Genomic DNA, 20,794 nt, shown 5'->3' with positions numbered 1-20,794 from the left:
ATAAAAATTCGCTCCTTTTTATTGACAGAAAATTCAAACTTAGTATATGATTTTTGGTATTACCACTGTCTTTAACCTGTATTACCATAAATCAAAGGGGACGAGGATTTGAAAGAAAAGGAACGCTCCTCAGATAAAATTGAAAATGAATTAATTAGATCCATATTGGCTGGTGTTTATTCTATTGGAAGTACTTTACCGCCGGAAAGAGAGCTTGCAAAAGAATTTGGTGTTGGTCGTCCAACTATTCGGGAGGCACTTCAACGTTTAGGAAGGGGTGGATGGATAACAGGGAGAAAAGGAATGCCTGCGATTGTTAATGATTATTGGAGCAAGGGGAATCTAACGACACTTGTTAATATTGTTGAGAATCATCATACCATTACAGATGAATTTATCATGTACTTATTAGAATTAAGAAGTTCGTTGACTCCGACTTATATTCGTGATGCTGTTACGTTTAATCAACCTAAAGTGGTTGCTCTCCTTGCCAATTTAGAGCAGCTTGAAGATAGTGCAGAAAGCTATGCAGCATTTGATTGGGATTTGCAAAAAAGGTGTGCTGGCCTTACTACCAATCCGATCTTTCTACTCATTTTAAATAGCTTCGATTCCATTTATGTAGATATAGCGAAAAGATATTTTTCTGTAAAAGATCATCGTGGGTTGTCCTTCAACTATTACCATGACTTATTAAAAGCTGCATTAAAGGGAGATGCAATGGAAGCGGAAAGGTTGTCTAAGACAACAATGGAGAAAAGCTTGACTCTCTGGAAAGATAGAAAAAAATAAAGAAAGCTGGAGGCGTGATAAATGAGATTGAAATATTTTAAAGAATATTTTTCCTACCCTGATATATTAATCATGAGCTGTCTATTCCTCATTAGCTTTGTATTTATGATTCTACATTTAACCTCTATCGGAATTTGGGGTGCTTTTATTCTGGGAATGATTATGTATTCCTTAGCTGAGTATGCTACACACAGGTTTCTTTTTCATCTGAAACCACCAAAGAATGTATTTTTGTTAAAAATGCTTAAACGATTACATTATGACCACCATACAAATCCGAGTGAATTACATTTATTATTTTTACCCTTATGGTATAGTGTGCCAAACATTGCAATTGTAGCATCCATTTTTTATTTTCTTTCATCTAGCTTTGTAATTACAAACGCATTTATTGCAGGTATCATGCTCTTTTTATTATTTTATGAGTGGAAGCATTATATCGCTCATCGCCCCCTTCAGCCAATATCTCCATGGGGGCGTTGGATGAAAAAGGTTCATTTATGGCATCATTTCAAAAATGAAAATTACTGGTATGGTGTTACGAACCCAGCCTATGATTTTCTCATGGGTACCTTTAAAAACCAAAAGGATGTTGACCAAAGTAAAACTGCTAAAAATCTAGAAAAACGTGGCGACCAGAAAATAGAATTATAAAAAATAATCCATTGTCACTCCTAGAAGAAATCTGTTTCGTGAAGTAAAAAAATGTCCTATAACATAGGGACAACGCCTAATAAGATATTTATAGACTTTAAATAAACAAAAAAAGCTACAACCCATTCATAAAGAGGTATAGAAATATTAATTTATCAAGGAGAAGAATATGAATGAAATGTATATACTGTTGATTGGGCAAGTAATTTTATTTCTGTTCGGTACAATTTATGCAATAAGACGATCAAAACAAACAAAGAAAAATGAACCATTACCCTTATTTATACGTTTACTTCTTAGTTTTTCATTAACTGGAGCTGCAATATGGATGTGGGTACAAGACCTGGAAGCGCCTTACCGACAATGGGCTGCAATTGGTATGGCTTTATCAACAATTGGCGATTTATTTATGGCAGGCTTAATTCCATTTGGGCATCGTCTCATTGGTGGAATGGTGACATTTGCTATTGCCCACTGCTTATATGTTACAGCCTTTTTAAAAACGGGTATTTCATGGAATAGCTTATTTATTGTTTTAACGGGATACGGCCTGTTTTTAATTATTGGCTGGTTCTTTTTTATTCGAAATCATAAGCAGGATCGATTATTTACAATAGGGGCGCTTGTATACGGACTTTGGGTTGGCGGAATGGCGTGTTTTGCGTTTGCGCTTGCATATTCTTACGGTGGAATATGGTGGATTCCAGCACTTGGTGGTTTCTTGTTTGTTATTTCCGACTTTATTATTGGAATTACTGATATTGGTGGACGGAATATAAAATATGATCCTCTTTTGGTTTGGGGAACATATGTGGGAGCGCAAATGTGTATCATTTATGTTGGAATGTAATTGTTAAATGAATCGAGCACTAATGAGAAGTTTTTATAAAAAAAGAAAAGTAAACGTCGAGTAACTCCAAAATCAACTTTTATTGTATGTTATGAAGTTACTCGACGTTTACATTTAAAAAGATACAAAAAAAGAAAAAGGAGATCACAATGGGAGATATTAGCTATTTCGTATAACTAAGGGATCAATAGAAGAGCTAGAAGGTCGATCCTTAGTTATTGGAAAATCTTTACAAACGAAAATTGTTTTATCCATAACTTTTCTGCTTCTTTTTATAATCTAAATTGGATTTATTCATTAGCTTTTCTATAGCTGATTGCATAGCCTTTTCTATTTTAAAGAAGTTTATTTCGTCTTTTAAATATACTTGAAAGCATAAGTATCACAAATCTTGTAAATTAAATTCTTATTGAGAATACAATTACTGTGTTGCATTATTAGAAATTTATTGCATGTTTTAAAGCTTCATAATCGAAGTATCAAGGATAACTTCGAGGAGGATAAAAGGTTATGAGCAAGGCTTTCAATAACTTACTAAAGCATTTGAGCAATTTAAATTCCACGCAAAAAGAACAAGCATATCATTGGTTGAAACGATTTTGGTGCAAAAACTTCAGGGAAAATCGCTTTGGTAATCAATGTCATTAACTTAAGGAACTATGGATTACATTTCAGTTGGAATGTGATTCATAGTTTTTTTTCAATTGAAGGAAAAAATTTTCAAGACAGCATGAAAAGAGAGAATTTTTCTCCCTTAAATCGGATTTTAAGTTGTTTTATTTCATCTTATCCATTAAATGGCTTTCCTTTTGTTTATGTAATGCATGTTTTTCGAACGCGTTGTCAGTTCATATTTCCTTCCCTTTCGAATAGGAACTATTTCCTTGAGAATTTTGTTGTGCAATCGATTATAGAACTGCTCCCGTTCCGATGGCTCTTCCCTCAACATAATGACAATAAAGTATCGTTTTATATACCCCACCGCCATATTTATGTTGATTTTCATTTTGTGCTTATAATTCTATTGAACAATCTCTTCTTCAGCTTCATTTTGGACATTTGCAGAAGGTTAAAAACATATATCTCTCGTACCTGTCACTACCCGAAAAGTCTTGTTTCATAAGAATGTTTCACGGAACAAATACCAGGGTAAACAAATAGTTACGGATTTTTCTTATTGATATTTGGGCCATTTCCCAAAATTGGCTCATTTTCCATAAAGTACACTTATTAATCTAGTATATTCTTCGACAAAATCTATCAAACTTCGGTTAGTGACAGGCACCCAAGTTGATACCGATGGCGATATAGTCCTAATTAATTTTGTTTTATTATTTGACGATTGTGTGTCAAAATACACATCTGGTATTCTATTACTGTGTTATCCTATCTAATAAATAATTTTTGGAGGTTAAGAGCTATGCAACTTACTTTGGAAAATCCTCAAAATACCAAAAGTGACACACTACCATTCTCAAGAAACAATCCATTTCAAGCGAAGGTACTTAAAAATATTAATTTAAATGGAACAGGATCTAGTAAGGAAACAAGACATATTGAATTATCCCTAAAAGATTCGGGCCTTTCTTATGCCCCAGGTGATGCACTTGGTATTATTCCTGAAAATGATCCAGAGCTTGTAGCAACCCTTACAGAGGAAATGGAATGGGATGAGGAAGCGGTTGTAATTGTAAATAAGCAGGGTGATACGCTACTGCTAAAGGAAGCGCTAACAACCTACTTTGAAATTACACTGTTGACGAGGAAGATTTTACAACAGGCAGTAGCATATACAGATAACGAAAAGTTACAAAAACTTGTGTTGGCTGAAAATGCAAACCAACTAAAGGAATATTGCTATGGGCGTGATTTGCTTGACATGTTACGTGATTTTGGCCCATGGAAGGCATCTGAGCAAGAAATCGTCTCGTTACTAAGAAAAATGACGCCGCGTCTCTATTCTATTGCAAGCAGCCTTACAGCCAATCCTGATGAAGTGCATCTTACCATTGGTGCAGTACGCTACACGGTTCACAATCGGGACCGAAATGGTGTTTGTTCTGTATTATGTGCAGACCGTGTTAAGGAAGGGGATACACTTCCAGTCTTTGTGCAAGTTAATAAACACTTCTATTTGCCGGAATTCAAAGATAAAGATATTATTATGGTTGGTCCTGGGACAGGTATTGCACCATTCCGTTCTTTTATCCAGGAACGTGCAATATATAAAGCAACTGGACGCTCTTGGCTATTTTTTGGGGGTCAGCATGCAGCTGCGGATTTCCTTTATCAAAATGAATTGGAAAAGTATCAACAAGATGGGGTATTGACAAGGCTTGATTCTGCATTCTCCCGTGATACGGCTCATAAAGTGTATGTACAGCATAAAATGCTTGAAAATAGCAAAGAATTATTTAATTGGCTTGAAAATGGAGCTTATTTCTACATTTGTGGGGATAAGGAACATATGGCGAAGGACGTTAACGAAGCGCTTATTAGCGTAATTGAAAAAGAAGGCGGGCTGGCCCGCGATGCAGCAGAAGCGTATCTTAAAGATATGCAGCAGCAAGGGCGTTATCAACGTGATGTGTATTAAAATGAAAAGGTCATAAGTATCTTGATTTACAGTTTTATAAGAAAGAATAAAATTTGTCACTTGAATATAATGAGGATTGTGTAGAGATACCTTAAAGAAAGGGGTTTTTTGGGACATTATATTATTGAAAAGCTTGGAGAAAATACACAAGTTATTGAATTAGAGGGGGTTCCTGGGGCATCTGCCACACGTGAAAGGGGTAAGGGATTTCATAACGTAGCAGATCAAAAATTGAATGTAACTGCTAAACAAGCTGCTGATTTTGATCGTACAAAAGGATTAACTGTAATGGAAAATCTTCTACAAGCAAATCCTGATATTAAAGCTGTATTTGCTCATAATGATGAAATGGCATTGGGGGCTATTGAGGCAATTAATAGCTCTGGTAAGGAAGTTATGGTCATTGGATTTGATGGAAATGACGACGCACTAAATGCGATTTAATCAGGAGATATGGAAGCGACAGTAGCCCAACAGCCAGAGCTAATTGGTAAGCTCGCTGTGGACGCTGCAAGAGACGTTTTGCAGGGTAAAAAGGTTGAGAAAATAATAGCAGCTCCGCTAAAATTAGTAACTAAAGATAATTAAATTTAGGTGCCTGTCACTCCCAAAAATATGTCGGTTAATGTTCGACGAAAATAGGGGATTGACAGGCACTTTATATTTATTTTCTATGCTGCTTCCGTTTCTTTGGAGTGAACTTTTTTCATAAAGTCGTTTACATCGGCAGGCACTCTGCGATCAAGCTTTGAGACGATATAGACAGATAGGAATCCAATTGGCACTGTAATTAATCCTGGTACATTGAACTGTAGGAATTCAGGAAGAGTCGTCTTAAAGAAAATCATGTACATTGAAGCAAGAAGGCCAGTAACGAGCCCGGCAATTGCTCCTTTCTCTGTCATTCCTCTCCACCAAATGCCCAAGATAAAGATTGGAGTAAACGTACTGGCAGCAACGGTGAACGCTAGTGCGACCAGATGGCCGATGGAAGCTCCTTTTACCATGAGACCGAGGACGCCGTATAAAACACCAAGGATTACAATTGCAACTTTACCTGCGATTACGCGCTCCTTCTCTGTGATGTTCTTACGGAAGAAAGTTGCATACAAGTCATGGGCTAAGGCGCCAGAACTTGCGATGAATAATCCTGAAAGGTTCGAGAAGACGGCTGCAAATGCGCCCGCGATAACAAGACCAAGCAGCCATTCTCCACCTAGCGCCTGTGCAGTAGATGGAACAACCATATTGTTTCCGCCTGCGATAAGGTCCTTCATAACTCCTGAATCTATATTGCCGCTTAGAAAAATGGAGCGGCCAACTACTCCAAGATACACAGCGAAGAAAAAGAACACGCTTGCAATACCAATCGCCATAAGAGCGGACTTACGCGCTGCTTTTGCACTTGGATTTGTATAGAAGCGAAGCAGGATGTGAGGAAGTCCAATTGTACCGAGTGAAAGCCCGATTGTCATCGATATTGTTTGCCAGAAAGATGGGAAGTAGTTACCGGTACCGGTCCAAACAGACCCATCAAATGGTATATCTTTTCCGTCAACCGTAAACGCTGAAGTACCAGTAATACTACCTTTAAATTCATTAATAGCTGCTAGAATTTCCTGATAATGAAGTCCGCCATAGATGGCAGCGCCAACCATGAGGAGAAAGGCGCCGAGACGAATCCATAATTCGAGCGCTTGGTTTAGAGTAGTACCCTTCATTCCACCGATACCAACATAAAAAATCATGACCGAGCATGTAAAGATGATTCCAAATTCATAGCTCGTACCAAAGAACATGCTTAAAATTTGTGCAGCACCAAGTAACTGTGGAGCTGCATAGAAACCTGAAATAGCAAGTACTACAGCGACAGCAGCGAGGCGTGCACGTTTGCTGTGAAAACGATAGGCTAAAAAGTCTGCTACTGTGTAGGCTCCAAATCGGCGAAGTGGTCCTGCAACGAAAATAGCAAGAAGAGTCAGACCAATAGAGAAGCAAAAGGCATAGTAAGCACCATCATAACCAAGCTGATACGTTAGACCGGCAATACCAAGAAAGGTCGCAGCACTTAAATAATCTCCGCCAATGGCTGAACCATTTGTAAACCAGCCGAAGCTTCGTCCGCCAACGAAATAATCAGAAGCAGTAGCACTTCTTTTTGATAAATAGGTGATATAAACAATCGTTCCCATAAGGAGGATTGTTAAAAGCATTTTAGGTTCTAATAACATTGCCATCAAATAATTCTCCTTTCTTCAGAGGGACCAGAATTTTTTTGATAGTTCTTTAAACGTTTTTCATAAAGAGTAGTATGAGCGAAAGCAATGATAAAGGCCATTGCCATTGCTATAACACTAGTCAAAAACCAACTATATGTCATGCCGCCCCACATACGGGAAAACATAAAATCACCTGCGAACCAATTTAATACCGGAATTGCCAGGATAAAAATATAATAAAAGATCGTAAGTTTAAGACCAGTACTAAATTCACCTTTCATGATTTTCCTAGTTTCGGGATCGAGCGGCTTAAGTTCGCTCACGTCGATCGTACCTGCCGCAACATAGTCGTATTCAGAATACTCTCCAGCCATATGATACTCCTCCTTAATATTATTTAGGCTTCCGCCGTTTTCTAGTACCCTTCCTTAGCCCGGCCAAGATACTATAAAAATGATTTTACGTCATAAGCAGGACATATACCTTACAATAAATTATCAGAAATATACAAATATTTATTATAGTCTAATTTTTGTACTATAATTTGTATAAGAATATAACTTTTCAATGCCGCATCATAGATAGGAAGGGGGGAAGATAGAGTGTATTCAATTAGTCTAGCAGTAGAAGATGAACTGGAATATGAAAAGCTGGCAGACTGGATTAAAGAAGAATTTGTGGAAAACTGTGTACTGGCAGAAGCTGAAACTGAGTTTAATCAACATGATGTACATATAGCTGTTATCGAAGTAAGAAAATGGCATGATTGGGTTAAAATTCACCGATTTCGCAAAAGGAATAAAGAATGCAGGATTATTCCATTACTAGACCCATCCTTATTGTATACTTCACCGCTTGCCATTGAGTTCAAGCTAAAGTACTTGCTAGTGAAATCCGTGAAAAAACATATATTTCTTCGTACCTTGAAACGGGCCATTAGTGAGCTGTCAATTACGAATACTAAATCTATTGATTATGATGAATTATTTTTTCAGATCCATCAGGAACGTAAAACGGAACGCAATACGTTACCATTTCAAGAGGCATTTTTGCGCCGGCTGCTGACTGGAGATATAACAACTGAAGAGGATTTAATTCAATCTCGTTTTTTTCTTCCAGGTGAGGCGATGCCAAATGTGGTTTGTTTTATTCAGGGATTTGTCCGATGCCCTGGCAGCAGGGGACAGGAAGGTTTGGCACCGAGGAGGATTCAGGAATTTTTTAGAAACCGCTTTCAAGGATATCAGCTTACTTTTCTTTCCTACAGAAAACATTTACTTATGCTTATCCAGGTGCCTCCCGAGTACGTTTCCTTAATGCACTGGAAAGAAGGGGAGAATAGGATCCTTGATACTATTCAAGCGTTGGAAAAGGAATTTGGAATTTATCTATATATAGGTGTAGGCTCCATCTACCGTGAACCACTGCTCCTGCACCATTCCTATCGAGAGGCATGTAAGGCTAGGCGTACCACGCCGTATGAGAGGCCTTCGCTGCGTTATTTTGAAGAGATTACAAAGGATGTTCAGATTCAGAAATGTACAGACTATATTGCTCGGTATTGTATCGAAGATCTATCGATAAAACGGGTAGCCGATCAAATTAATCTTAGTGTACCGTACTTCTGTCGGATTTTTAAACAAGAAACAGGACGCAATTTTGTTGAATATGTCACCTTTGTCCGTATGCAGCGTGCTGTGTGGCTTTTGCGTCATACGAATCATACGATTGAGTGGATAGCTGAAGAACTTGGTTTCAATACGCCAAATTATTTCAGTTGTACATTTAAAAAGTATGTTGGCCTTTCTCCAAGGGAGTACAGAGCGACAGAAGAAATTATCTTTGTATAATAAAGGAGAAAGTGGAAAAGATCAATATTTTGTGGAGGTCATTTAAAATAATAGGGCAATGAAAAGTGCATAAATCTAAAAATTTCACCAACATCTCATATGATGTCACATACACTTTGAACATGTTGAGACAGTTGCGTTGATAGAGTTGAAATAGTTTGGTATCAGTAGTTTTAGCGGATTTTAGATGAAAATTGAAGTGTGTTTTATGTTCCCTCAAACTAAGAGTTTGGGGGATTTTTGTTATGGTGACCATAAAATTGCCTAATGGTAAATTATACCTATAAAAACTCGTTAATTAGGCTTATTTTTCCATATTTAGAAAATATTTAAATAATTCGAATTATTCATGTTATTTGATTTTTACTAATCTATAATAAACTCTATGGAAATAAATAGGAGGTATCATTGATGAAGAAAAAGTTTATTTTACCAGTAGCTCTGTCGTCAGCGATGTTGGTAGGTTCTATCCCAGTTAGCAGTGTATTTGCGCAGCCGGCTGATTCGAAGGTCGTTAGTAGTGTACAAGCTTCTAAGGAGTGGAATGAAAAAGCAAGTGTTCCATTATTTGTGAAGGAGCGATTTGCAGAGAAATTCACATCTAGCACTTCTTCCGAAGCATTAAATTATTTGAAGAAAAACGAAGGTAAAACCGGAATTAATAATCCGGATAAGAGCTTAAAAGTGAAGAGTGTACAAAAAGATAAACTCGGTATGACTCACGTCCGCTTTAATCAGTCAGTAAATGGAGTGAACGTAGAAGGATCTGAGGTTGTTGTTCATTTTAATAAGAATAATGAAGTCGTATCCGTCAACGGAAGGATAAATAAAACGATTGACGATGTTGCAGTGGACACGATTGCCTCTTTAAGTAGTGATGCTGCACTAAAGGCGGCATTATCCTCTGTCAATGCTCCTGAAGAGCTGACCTATGATCCTACTACTGAGCTTGTTGTCCTTCCTTTTGAAGGGGAAAATTATACAGCCTATAAAGTGAATGTTAACTTCATGGGGGATGAGCCTGGAAACTGGTTTGTCTTTGTGGATGCAAACACAGGTAAAGTCATCGACAAGTATAATGGCTTAATGCATGCTGATGAAATGAAAACACAAAAAGGTGCTGGAAAAGGTGTACATGGTGAGCATAGGGAATTACATATTACTCAAGTAAAGGAACCGAATTCTGGAACTAAGTTTGCGTTAGCAGATTACTCTCATGAGAACCTTGGAGGAATCGTAACGTACGATGCTAAAAATGATAACACTTCTAGTAATGATACTATCTATGTGGGGAATTCTGCTGCATTTATCGGTGACTACGATCGAGCACTTGTGGATGCACACTATAATTCTGAAAAGGTATATGAGTATTACCTAAATGAGCATGGCCGCAATTCCCTTGATGGGGAAGGAATGGCAATCATTTCTAGAGTTCACTATGGTAACAATTATAACAATGCTTCCTGGAATGGGCGCTGGATGACTTATGGTGATGGTGACGGTGTGTTCATGACTTCTCTATCAGCTGGTCTTGATGTTGCTGCCCACGAAATGACTCATGGTGTGATCACTCATTCTGCAAATTTAGTATACCGCAATCAGTCTGGAGCACTAAACGAATCGTTTGCAGACGTCTTTGGCGCACTCGTTGATGATAGTGATTGGGAAATGGGCGAGGATATTATGGCACCAGCCGCTAAAGCTGATGGTGTAACCGTATTGCGTAGCTTAAGTAATCCAAACAGTGTTGTCGTCAGCAACGAGCAAAGAAGGGCGTATAGTACAAATGGCGGAGTTTATCCAGACCATATGGATGAGTTTTATAATATGCCAACTTCTGTTGATGGCGGTGGTGTTCACGTTAACTCCTCCATTACAAACCATGCTGCATACTTGATTGGTCAAGAAATTGGAAGAGAAAAATTAGGGCAAATCTACTATCGTGCTTTAACGGTTTATTTAACCTCTAATTCCGATTTCAGCGACGCCCGTCAGGCTATTGTTCAGTCTGCTATCGATCTTTATGGTGGAGGCAGCGAGGAAGTGGCTGCAGCAAATTCTGGATTTGACGCGGTAGGAATTTACTAAGTATCAGATTGCCTGCAAGAAATTTTTTGCTGACTTATATGAATAGTGAAGTGCGTTTTGTGCTCCCTCAGACTAAGAGTTTGAGGGATTTTTTATTATGGTTCAGCAGAAGTAAGTTAAAAAATAGTTTATAATGGTGTTTAGACTTTCCAGAAGGAGGGCTATTTTGGAAAAACAAGGAGTTATATCATTAGGAGAAGCTTTTATAGATTATATTTCAACTGATAGTACCAATACCAAATTTCGGCAGCTGTTAGGAGGTGCTACTGTTAACCTGGCAGTCGGTACCAGCAGACTTGTGCTCCCTACTTATTATTTGTGTAAATTGGGGACAGATTCAATCAGTCAATTTGTGGAACAAGAGTTTAATAAGGAAGGAGTCAATCTTGAGTTTTCTGTTCGTACTGATACGAAAAAAATTTGTGGGGTCTATGTTCATCTGACAGAAAGTGGCGAGCGAAACTTCCATTCTTATATAAACACTACTCCGGATGAAGTATTAAGAGATGATGAATTAAGAAGAGATGTTTTTGAAAAGACAAGAATTTTTTATTTTGGCTCCGGCACCCTTTTTCAACAAAAATCCAAAAAGACAACCGAGACCGCACTAAAATACGCAAAAGAATTTTCCAATCTGATCGCTTTTGATGCGAATCTTCGTTTAAAGCGGTGGGAAAGCGAAACACATTGCCGTCAAACAGTTGTTTCGTTCCTTAAACATGCTAATATCGTCAAGTTGGCTGAAGATGAGTTGAATTTTTTAATGGAAACAAATTCACTTGAGGGTGGATTGGAAAAAATATCAAAATGGGACATTCCTTATCTATTTATCACGATGGGAGGGAAAGGTGCTTGTGGAGTGATGAATGGAAACAAAGTTTTCATCCGCGCTCCGAAGGTAGATACAATTGATACAACCGGTGCAGGAGATGCTTTTATGTCCGGACTTTTGTATTGCTTCCACGAAAAGGGAATGCCTGCAGGGAAAACGGAATTAACGGAGTATCTTCAGTTTGCCAATCGTGTTGGTGCTGCAGCAACAACCGAAATTGGATCGTTAACTTCCAGCATGGATTTAATGGAGTTGAAAAAACATTTTAAGAAGTGGAGTTTTTAAAAGTGAACACCATTTCTTTGTTAATCTTTCATTGTGTCTCGGAACTCATTTTAAAGGAAGGCAAGCGGCAGATTCCCGATAAGGGATTCCTGCCGCTTTTTTTGTGCTCCAAGCATGGGTGCAGTCAATAGGGTGCAAGTCCCGAACTGTGAAGGCAGAAGTAACAGTAGCTCAACGCAAGGGTGTCCGCGGTGACACGGAATCTGAAGGAAGCGAGCGGTAAACCTCCGGTCTGAGGAACACGAACTTCATATAAGGCTAGAAATAAAATCATGTAAGGCTAAAAGCCTTTTAAAGACAATTTAAAACCCCTGAAGACATCGCTCCAAGGGTTAAATCCATTTTGAAAGTTAACAACAGTACCCGTGATGAAATCCATGATGATGGTGAAAAGGATAGCCACCGTATCCGTGATGGAAAGGATAGCCACCATATCCATGATGATGGAATGGATAACCTCCATAACCCATGCCGTAACCAGGATAGCCTCCATAACCCATGCCGTAACCAGGATAACCTCCATAACCCATACCGCTACCAAAGAATTGTCTTTCCATTATATATCTCCTCCTCAAATTGTTTCAAAAATAGTGTATGTGTCCATATTCAAAGAGGAATGGATATTTGCCTATTTGATAGTGTATTCTTGATTGTTATTTGTTGAAACAAACATATCTATAGCCACGGCTGTACCCATAACAGCCGTATCCGCCGAAAAATAAAAACAAATCTATTCTAGACTAATCATGTTAGTTATCTTTCCCTGGCTTGTAGTAAAAAGGATTACTTTTATAGTCCTTCTCTTCATTATTATCAATAAATAACTTTCCATCATCTAATAGAGTTGCCAAGGTAATATTTTCTACTAGTTCTCCCTTGTTTTCAAGCTCATTAATTAGCCATTCACGGTCTAATTGTAGATATTTTAAATTATGGTAAATGATCTGTCCGTCCATTATCAATGGTATTGGAATAAATTCTTTCTTTACTTGTAAATTTAAATCATTTGGTTGAACAGGACGATATTCCGACTTAGGGATAACACTAATATTTCCTGTTTCCTCCATCACTGCAATAGAAATACTTTGAATATCTGTATACCCTTTTACTCTTAATTGTGATAATAATTCATTCATAGGCATCCGTACCCTCTTTAAGCCTTTTCGATCAATATCACCATTATGAATTAACACTGTAGGACTTTCATATATAATCCATCTCAATTTATTATGTAACGATAATCGAATAAAAATTTTATATAAAATTACTGTTATTCCAGCATAGATAATGGCTTTACCAATATTATTATCTTCTACAGGAGCACTAATAATATTGGTAAGAATGAGGATATATAATATATCAAATGTGTGCATCTGAGCAACTGCTTTTTTCCCAGTAAATCTTATAAACAAATAACCTGCCACAAAAACCAAGAAAGTACGGTATAATGCTTCCAAATTTGCACTCCCTTAAAAGAATGTTCTAGAAATAATATATAGTATTTGACATTTAACTCGAGCCTAAACCACCATTGAATATAAAAACACACAGATGTTAAGAAAAAACTGTGTGTTTTCCTAGCTGCTTTTTTGAGATACTAGCTGTACCAACTCATCATTATTTATCTATTACCTGGGGCTGGCTGGTCAACCCCTCTTACATGATGCCTATGCCCATTATCTTCGGTAGTGTAAAAATCATAATAATGAACATGCATCCCATTCCCTACTGGTATAGCAGGACCTGAATACGCCTTATAATGATGGGTATGCCCATCTTCAAAAACAACATATCCCTCTGTGTAATGAATGTGATTTTGATCCTCCGTTGGTATTGGAGGTGAAGTGACATCTAAACACTGGTGGACATGACCCGCTTCCACCGAGGTATAATCAACAGAGCCATGATTATGATGTGGTACAAAGCCATTTACAAAATCATCTTTTCCTACCTTAGCCATAAACCACTCCCCCTTTAATACATTGCATTCATCTTTTTTGCATGTAACCTCTCTTCTAAGACATGGAGCAGGTATAAGAAATGATCAGCTTCTCTTAATACATGGTCGGCCAATTACGGATTAATAACATTCCTGATTTGGCATGACTTAATTAGGTCTAGTACCGTCTGCTTAAACGCACGAATTTCTAGTGCAGTATTTTCACTATCTTTATTCATTTTTCCGATTATTGACTTCCCCCTCCTTTATTCCCCTTCTTTACACATGATATTTTCTCAACTATTCAGTTATGTTATAGAAATGTTAAGTATTTATAAGAAAACTAAAGACAATTTATAGACATTCTATTTAGAATATAATGAAAATTGTGTAGAGATACTTTAAAGAAAGGGGTTTTTTTATGAAGAAAAAGAGATTTTCTCGTATTCTTTCAAGTCTACTAAGCTTGGTACTGATTGTGTCGTTACTACCAATCAATACCTATGCTGAATCTGAAGAGCAAGTTGTTGCGAAGTTAAATAACAGGGGCTTTAAGGAAGTAGTAGAATTGGGAGTGGGTGCGTCAGATGTTGCGTTAACTAGTGCTGTTTTTGGGAAAGAAAACGGTCGAGATGTTGTTTACTCAACAGCAAATGGCGGAAGATTTAATGTTGTAGATGTAAAGGATAATAAACTGATTTTTTCTGAGCAATTAGGAGATGTCAGTCAGGTCTGGTCTCATTCCATTGCACCAGATGGAACGGTGTATATAGCGGGACTTGGAGTCGGAAATGTAGGAGAATTATGGAGCTATTCTCCGAGTACAAAAAAGGTTGAGAAAATTGGTGTCCCCGCTGCTGGACATCAGCTTTGGAGCAGTACGACTGATGAACTAGGTAACGTCTACTTAGGTACCTTTGCTGACCGAGATGGAAGAGTCGTTAAATATGATGTGGCAACTGACAAATTTATTGACTATGGAAAAATTGATGATGGGAATGGCAGCTATGTACGTTCCTTAGCGTATCATGATGGCTATCTATATGCCGGCTTAGGTGTAGCAGGTAAGGTATATCGTATTAATGTAGAAACGAAAGAAAAGGAAGACATCACAAAAAATGTTCCGGATATTATTGGGAAACCCATCGACCAAGTGAAATTTGCTTATGATATGGCAGTTGTTGGTGATTATCTTTTCGTAAAGTTCGATGAAGGTGGGGAAAATGCTCTCCTATTTTATGATCTTATGACGCAAACGTGGGTGGATAAACAGCTAGGGAAAATAGGTGACGGTTCTGCCGATGACTTCGGTACATTTGGTTTCATCCAGCTCCCTATTAATGGTGACAAAGCATATGTTATATATAATCGCCATATCCTTGAAATCGATATCAATACCCTTGAAACAAGAGAAACTGGAATCCGATACGCAGGTGGATGGAGAGGTGGAGCGTTTGTTGATTTAGGCAGACAGGATCTACCTGGTCCATCTTTAGTTACAATGACGAGAGCTGGACAAGTTTTCGTAGCAAATTTAGAGACGAACAAGACGACGAACCTGCCAACCGTTATGGAAGCAAAACCACTTACCTTGCACAATCTTGGAAAGGGTCCAGATGGAAATCTGTATATGACCACTTATCCAGGGGGACCTAAAGGGGCAAAATTTAATCCGAAAACAGAGCAATTTGTTTCGTATTCTCAAGGACAAGCAGAGGGAATGGCAGCGGGAAATGGTTCAGATATGTATTTTGGAATTTATCCCGGTGCTGTTATTCAAAAAATGAACACTGACACCCTTGGAACAGAAACACTCTTTAACTTAAAAGATGAATATGAACAAGATCGTCCATACATTATGGAATTTGAAAATAATAAATTATTAATTGGTACAATTCCAGATTATAAAAAATTAGGTGGCTCTCTTACAATCTATGACACTAAGACAGGGGAGAGAGAAACGTACCGAAATGTTGTTCAAGATCAAAGTGTTGTTGGACTTGCCTACAAAGATGGTAAGATTTACGGCTCTACCTCCATTCGAGGTGGGTTGGACATCCAACCAACAGCTCAAAAGGCAAAAATGTTTGTTTGGGATGTTGAAGGGAAACAAAAGATAACTGAATTTGAACTCAATCTGCCAGGGCTTGATGCTCCTCCAATGATTAGTGGACTTACTTTTGATAAGGATGGTCTTTTATGGGGGGCAGTTGATGGGATCTTGTTTGCGATGAACCCAGAAACGTATGAGGTTGTTAAATATAAGAACTTTTATCCCAACGTGAAAAATAGAGGAATGTGGAGACCAGTCCACATCGAGTTTGGAAAAGATGGGCTTCTTTATACAGACCTTGCAGGCAAGCTAACCGTTGTTGATCCAAATTCTGAGAATCTCAACCATGTTACCTTAATCGATACTGCACCAGAGGTCGACTTTATGGTCCTAGCAGAGGATGCCAATGGAAATGAAAACATCTATTTCCTTGATAACAGCACTACTATATTAAAAATGGTACCTGTAATCGAAGGTGGAACGGTTGTAGATCCAGAAGAACCAGTAGTAGAGGTTGTTGAGGTACCAATTGCAAATGGAGGATTTGAAGAGGCTATAGTGGATAGTACCATTCCAGGCTGGTCATCCCTGTTTGGAAATTTCTCGGCTAATGTATCCTATGCTGTTAGCGGTGAACGAAGTAAGACTGGGGAAAATAGCTTAAAAATAGTAGACACAGCCGGAAATGAAACGGTATTTGCGCAATCTGATTTGATTCCGATTGAAGCAGGGATTGAATATACAGCATCGTCTCAACTCTTTTTAGAGGATGGAAGTGTGAGCTTCTTCTTACGTTATTTTGATGATGCAGGAAAACAGGTTGGCACTGATAAAGATGGTGTCAATATCATTCATGTCCGTGGTGGGCATAAAGAGTGGCAAACGGTAAAAGCGACCGTAACGGCCCCTGAGGGAGCAAAATATGCTCGTGTGTTTGCGGGAGCATCCAATTTTTTTACAACAAATGGCGCGTATTTTGATGACTTTACATTAACGTATGAAAAAGTAGTGGAAGAACCAGTAGATCCAACAAAGGAATATTTGCCGATAGCAAATAATAGTTTTGAAGATTCAACAGTGAATGGAACCATTCCAGGCTGGTCGTTCTTATACAAGGATACAACACCAGGTACTTCATTTGGAGTGAGCGAGGAACGAGCAAGGAAAGGTACACATAGCTTGAAAATCGTGGATACAGCAACAGCAGGTCCTGTGCATGTACAAAGTGCTGCCATTGAGATTGAGCCAGGAGTTGAATATACGGCTAATGCCGATATGTATTTAGTAGATGGTAGAGCGAGCTTTTTCTTGCGTTTCTTTAACGAAGCAGGTACTCAAGTAGGAACAGATGATGCCAATAGTCTGATCCATGTAACAGGCAATCACGGACAATGGCAAACAGTAACAGCAAAAGCAACTGCGCCAGAGGGTGCTTCATATGCAAAGCTGTTTGCGGGAGTATCGACTGCATGGACTACAAATGGCGTATATTATGATAATTTTACCCTGAGCTTTGTAAAAAAAGATGAACCAGAACCACCAATTGAAACGTGTGAACCAAGTGATGGAAAAAATAATGAAAAAGCAAAAACAATTGTGGTGAAACCAGTTATAGAAGGTGGCATTGCAACAATTTCAGACAGTGATGTAGAAAAGGCAGGGAATGGCGAGCGGTTAGTTATTGTCCTTAAAAAGACATCTTCCGTCACAGTAAAACTAACAAAAGAACAGATTCAGATGCTAGATGCCAAAGGAGCATCGTTCGGAATCAAAAATAAATATGTCGAGCTGTATATACCGTTATGTATATTACCTAAAGATAAAGTAATAACAATCGAACTAAACAAATTGGACGATTTAGCAAACTCAGTTAGTAGTGTATATGGATTTGCGATTTATGCAGATGAGGATGCAGTAACTTCGTTTGAAGAGCCAGTAAAAGTTGTGTTTGATATCGAGCGAAATGAGGTAAAAAACAGAGATACTCTTAATGTTCACTCTTTAAATGAAGAAACTAAGAAATGGGAGACTGTTTTGGACGCGGTGTTCACAAACGTGAAAGCAACCTTTGAAACAAACACCGCTGGTACATTTGCAGTATTTAAATGAAATCTCAAAAGCATCCCATGTGTGCCACATACTCTAGTGTTTTGAAGTAGATCATGAAAAGCCTATTCCATTTTGGATTAGGCTTTTTTGAATGATGTCCATTATGAATCTTACTCGTGAGTCTGCTAGGCACCTGTACCTTTCCTTGATAACCTTTGGGCGCCTACCCGATAACCTTCACGATTCTATTAATTATCGGATTGTATTTTAGAAGGAAAAAACTAACTTAATAGATTTCTAGTTCCTCCACTTTTTCTTAAGTGGAGGATTTTTTTAATAGATAGGGTCATCACCAGATTTTTGTCGGTTTGAAAACTCATCAGCATTCCAGGTGTTGCCACATATACGACTGGATACGTAAAACAGTTGCGAGGATGGTATTGAAAATTTTTAATTATAGGTAAAAAAGGAATCTGACCTAAAGATAGAGAAATACTTACATGATAGAAACTTCTTATGAGAATACTTAGATGATATATGGAAATAATGGGTTATTATTACTTGAAAAATAGGAGGAAATCATGGGAAGATTAGTTCATTTCGAAATTCATGTGAGTGACATGGATCGGGCAAAGAAATTTTATGGAGAGGTATTCGGATGGTCATTTCAAGATTGGAGTGATTATGCAGGAATGCCTTACTTTGGTGCAGTGACTGGCGATGAAAATGAACCAGGAATCAATGGTGCTTTGATGCAGCGTCAAAGTGCTCCGCCTGAACAAAACCATGCTTTAAATGGATTTGCTTGTACAATGGGAGTGGAAAATTACGATTTAACGGAAGCTAAAATTATTGAGAATGGCGGCAAGGTCGCAATGGCCAAATATGCCTTGCCTGGAATGGCGTGGCAAGGATACTATATTGATACCGAAGGAAACGTATTCGGAATTCATCAACCAGATGCGAATGCAAAATAGAATCCATGATAGGTGAATAAAAACATGAAATCACAAGGCACGGAGGCCATGCTTGAAAATGTACGCAAGATCTGTCATGTGCTGCCCGAAGCAGTTGAACTTATCGACGGTTTTGGTCACAATACTTTTAAAATCAATGGAAAATCGTTCGTGATATCAGGTGAAGGCGAGAAAGGGTTCAGCTTGTCATTCAAGTCAGACAGGGAAACCTAAGAATAATTTTGATGGCAAAGTTGATGCAGCGGATATGGTTTATGTAGTAAAGAACTTTGGTTTGCAAAACCCGACTGCATCAAATCCACCAAAAGCTAAAAAGACTTATAAAGAGACAAGTCTGGATGAGATTCTTAACCAATTAGGAATAAATTAATCTGCCCTCTGTGTTGAATAATTCTCATATAAGAAAATAGTAAAATTCTTTAATAATAATCATTAAAAAGAACAAAGAAGGTGTGAGATTTACCTTCTTTGTTCTTTTTTTGTTAACAGCATCTTGAAATCTTACCGTCTTTGGCGTTGTAACGGGCTTCTTGTGCCTCACAGAAAAATTCTTTCCTTGATTTAACAGAATCTCCGGGGTGGTGCTTTTTCATATGCTCGACGTATGTTTCGTAGCTGGGAACGCCGACAAGAAGACTGAGGAATTGCTTTCTGTACGAAATGATTTCCTTTAATTTGTTAAGCATAATGTTTCAAATCTCCTCCGTCACGAGGCACTGGTGGTGTCTCATGCAATGGTAATTTGTGGTTTTTAATAATTTTAAACCAAATCTTAATCGCAGAAATTAATACTACAATGACAACCGCCATAAAAATAGCACATAGCGTGGCATCAACATAATCATTGATTAGAACTTGTTTCATTTGTACCGGTGATGTTGCAGGTGCTAGAACTTTTCCATCATTATATGCCTCTTTAAAAATGTTAGCATGGGCAAGGAAGCCGATTTTTGGATTTTCATGGAATAGTTTTTGCCAGCCTGCAGTTAAAGTGACAATTAGCAGCCATGTTGTCGGAAGCAGTGTTACCCAAACAAATGCTTTTTTGCCCATTTTATAGAGAATAGTTGTACCGAGCAGGAGGGCAATCGCAGCCAACATTTGGTTTGCAATACCGAACAGCGGCCATAGTGTATTAATTCCTCCAAGCGGGTCAATTACACCTTGATATAAAAAGTAACCCCAAAACAGTACACATAGCGCCGTTGCAATAATATTTGGAAGTAAAGCATCCGTTCTAGCAAACGGCTTATAAGCAGTACCGATAAGATCCTGAATCATAAAACGTCCAACACGTGTTCCTGCATCAATCGTAGTTAAAATAAACAGTGCTTCAAATAGGATGGCGAAATGGTACCAAAATGCCATTAGCGCCTTTCCGCCAATTACATTCGAAAAAATGACAGCCATACCAATTGCAAGAGTCGGTGCACCGCCAGTTCGTGAGAGAATGGTTTGCTCCCCAACGTCGGATGCGAGTGTTTTTAAATCATCAGGTGTTATGGTAAAGCCCCAGCTAGAAACCGTAGTGTATGCTCACTCCGGTCTTCCTTTTTGGAAAAAACTATGGAATTACGTTAAGGATCAACCCAATATATTTGTTGACACAT

The 20,794-nt window shown here is 38.1% G+C and carries 16 protein-coding genes and 3 pseudogenes; 11 read left to right on the top strand and 8 right to left on the bottom strand.

Features of this window, described 5'->3' with window-relative positions; all coding sequences use genetic code 11:
- The first annotated feature begins 108 nt into the window (after positions 1-108).
- The 5 genes and pseudogenes from TR08_RS23825 to TR08_RS23805 form a co-directional block, all read left to right on the top strand.
- Entirely contained in the window at positions 109-792 is a 684-nt protein-coding gene (locus TR08_RS23825) for a GntR family transcriptional regulator (protein WP_045522479.1), read from the top strand.
- 21 nt (positions 793-813) lie between these two features.
- Entirely contained in the window at positions 814-1,446 is a 633-nt protein-coding gene (locus tag TR08_RS23820) for a sterol desaturase family protein (RefSeq protein ID WP_045522477.1), read from the top strand.
- 169 nt (positions 1,447-1,615) lie between these two features.
- Positions 1,616-2,296, top strand: coding sequence for a lysoplasmalogenase (locus TR08_RS23815; protein ID WP_045522475.1), 681 nt, complete (start codon positions 1,616-1,618; stop codon positions 2,294-2,296).
- 1,420 nt (positions 2,297-3,716) lie between these two features.
- Positions 3,717-4,892, top strand: coding sequence for a sulfite reductase subunit alpha (locus tag TR08_RS23810; RefSeq protein ID WP_052427608.1), 1,176 nt, complete (start codon positions 3,717-3,719; stop codon positions 4,890-4,892).
- Between the two features lie 117 nt (positions 4,893-5,009).
- Positions 5,010-5,480: pseudogene (locus TR08_RS23805) on the top strand (substrate-binding domain-containing protein); the annotation flags it as partial.
- A gap of 83 nt (positions 5,481-5,563) precedes the next feature.
- On the opposite strand, the gene TR08_RS23800 reads toward TR08_RS23805, so the two are convergent.
- Both TR08_RS23800 and TR08_RS23795 read right to left on the bottom strand, forming a co-directional pair.
- Positions 5,564-7,132 (bottom strand): sodium/solute symporter, encoded by a 1,569-nt coding sequence (locus TR08_RS23800; RefSeq protein ID WP_045522473.1) that lies wholly within the window; start codon positions 7,130-7,132, stop codon positions 5,564-5,566.
- Positions 7,129-7,485 (bottom strand): hypothetical protein, encoded by a 357-nt coding sequence (locus TR08_RS23795; protein WP_045522471.1) that lies wholly within the window; start codon positions 7,483-7,485, stop codon positions 7,129-7,131. The genes TR08_RS23800 and TR08_RS23795 overlap by 4 nt, the downstream gene beginning before the upstream one ends.
- 228 nt (positions 7,486-7,713) lie before the next feature.
- Here TR08_RS23795 and TR08_RS23790 point away from each other — a divergent pair, with 228 nt between their 5' ends.
- The 3 genes from TR08_RS23790 (at position 7,714) to TR08_RS23780 (ending at position 12,166) form a co-directional block, all read left to right on the top strand.
- Positions 7,714-8,961: a helix-turn-helix transcriptional regulator gene (locus TR08_RS23790; RefSeq protein WP_052427607.1), complete on the top strand. Its 1,248-nt coding sequence runs from the start codon at positions 7,714-7,716 to the stop codon at positions 8,959-8,961.
- A gap of 411 nt (positions 8,962-9,372) precedes the next feature.
- A complete protein-coding gene (locus TR08_RS23785) occupies positions 9,373-11,049 on the top strand; it encodes a M4 family metallopeptidase (protein ID WP_045522469.1) in 1,677 nt (558 codons plus the stop codon).
- A gap of 166 nt (positions 11,050-11,215) precedes the next feature.
- Positions 11,216-12,166, top strand: a complete 951-nt coding sequence (locus TR08_RS23780) for a carbohydrate kinase family protein (RefSeq protein WP_052427606.1) — start codon at positions 11,216-11,218, stop codon at positions 12,164-12,166.
- A 280-nt stretch (positions 12,167-12,446) separates the two neighbouring features.
- On the opposite strand, the gene TR08_RS23775 is transcribed toward TR08_RS23780, so the two are convergent.
- The 4 genes and pseudogenes from TR08_RS23775 to TR08_RS31455 form a co-directional block, all read right to left on the bottom strand.
- Positions 12,447-12,689, bottom strand: coding sequence for a hypothetical protein (locus TR08_RS23775; RefSeq protein ID WP_193747836.1), 243 nt, complete (start codon positions 12,687-12,689; stop codon positions 12,447-12,449).
- 226 nt (positions 12,690-12,915) lie between these two features.
- The gene (locus tag TR08_RS23770; protein ID WP_045522464.1) at positions 12,916-13,623 is read right to left on the bottom strand and encodes a DUF421 domain-containing protein; all 708 of its coding nucleotides are present in this window, start codon (positions 13,621-13,623) and stop codon (positions 12,916-12,918) included.
- A gap of 164 nt (positions 13,624-13,787) precedes the next feature.
- Positions 13,788-14,126 (bottom strand): YmaF family protein, encoded by a 339-nt coding sequence (locus TR08_RS23765; RefSeq protein ID WP_045522462.1) that lies wholly within the window; start codon positions 14,124-14,126, stop codon positions 13,788-13,790.
- A gap of 14 nt (positions 14,127-14,140) precedes the next feature.
- Positions 14,141-14,356, bottom strand: a pseudogene (locus TR08_RS31455) (DUF2935 domain-containing protein); the annotation flags it as partial.
- A gap of 170 nt (positions 14,357-14,526) precedes the next feature.
- Between TR08_RS31455 and TR08_RS30515 the strand changes: the two are divergent.
- From TR08_RS30515 to TR08_RS23750, 3 genes are all read left to right on the top strand, one after another.
- Positions 14,527-18,267, top strand: a complete 3,741-nt coding sequence (locus TR08_RS30515) for a WD40 repeat domain-containing protein (protein WP_052427605.1) — start codon at positions 14,527-14,529, stop codon at positions 18,265-18,267.
- A gap of 521 nt (positions 18,268-18,788) precedes the next feature.
- A complete protein-coding gene (locus TR08_RS23755) occupies positions 18,789-19,184 on the top strand; it encodes a VOC family protein (protein ID WP_045522460.1) in 396 nt (131 codons plus the stop codon).
- 24 nt (positions 19,185-19,208) lie between these two features.
- A complete protein-coding gene (locus tag TR08_RS23750; protein ID WP_045522540.1) occupies positions 19,209-19,397 on the top strand; it encodes an MmcQ/YjbR family DNA-binding protein in 189 nt (62 codons plus the stop codon).
- Positions 19,398-19,666: 269 nt separating this feature from the next.
- Here TR08_RS23750 and TR08_RS23745 read toward each other — a convergent pair whose 3' ends face one another.
- Positions 19,667-19,870, bottom strand: coding sequence for a YbdD/YjiX family protein (locus TR08_RS23745; protein ID WP_045522458.1), 204 nt, complete (start codon positions 19,868-19,870; stop codon positions 19,667-19,669).
- Positions 19,863-20,720: pseudogene (locus TR08_RS23740) on the bottom strand (carbon starvation CstA family protein); the annotation flags it as partial. The pseudogene TR08_RS23740 and the gene TR08_RS23745, both read right to left, overlap by 8 nt.
- Positions 20,721-20,794 lie beyond the last annotated feature (74 nt).

The sequence above is a fragment of the Neobacillus niacini genome (genome assembly GCF_000759675.1).
In the GTDB taxonomy this organism is placed as follows: domain Bacteria; phylum Bacillota; class Bacilli; order Bacillales; family Cytobacillaceae; genus Neobacillus; species Neobacillus niacini_A.
The sequence above is the reverse complement of the archived record's forward strand: the minus strand, read 5'-3'. Positions and strand labels throughout refer to the sequence as shown.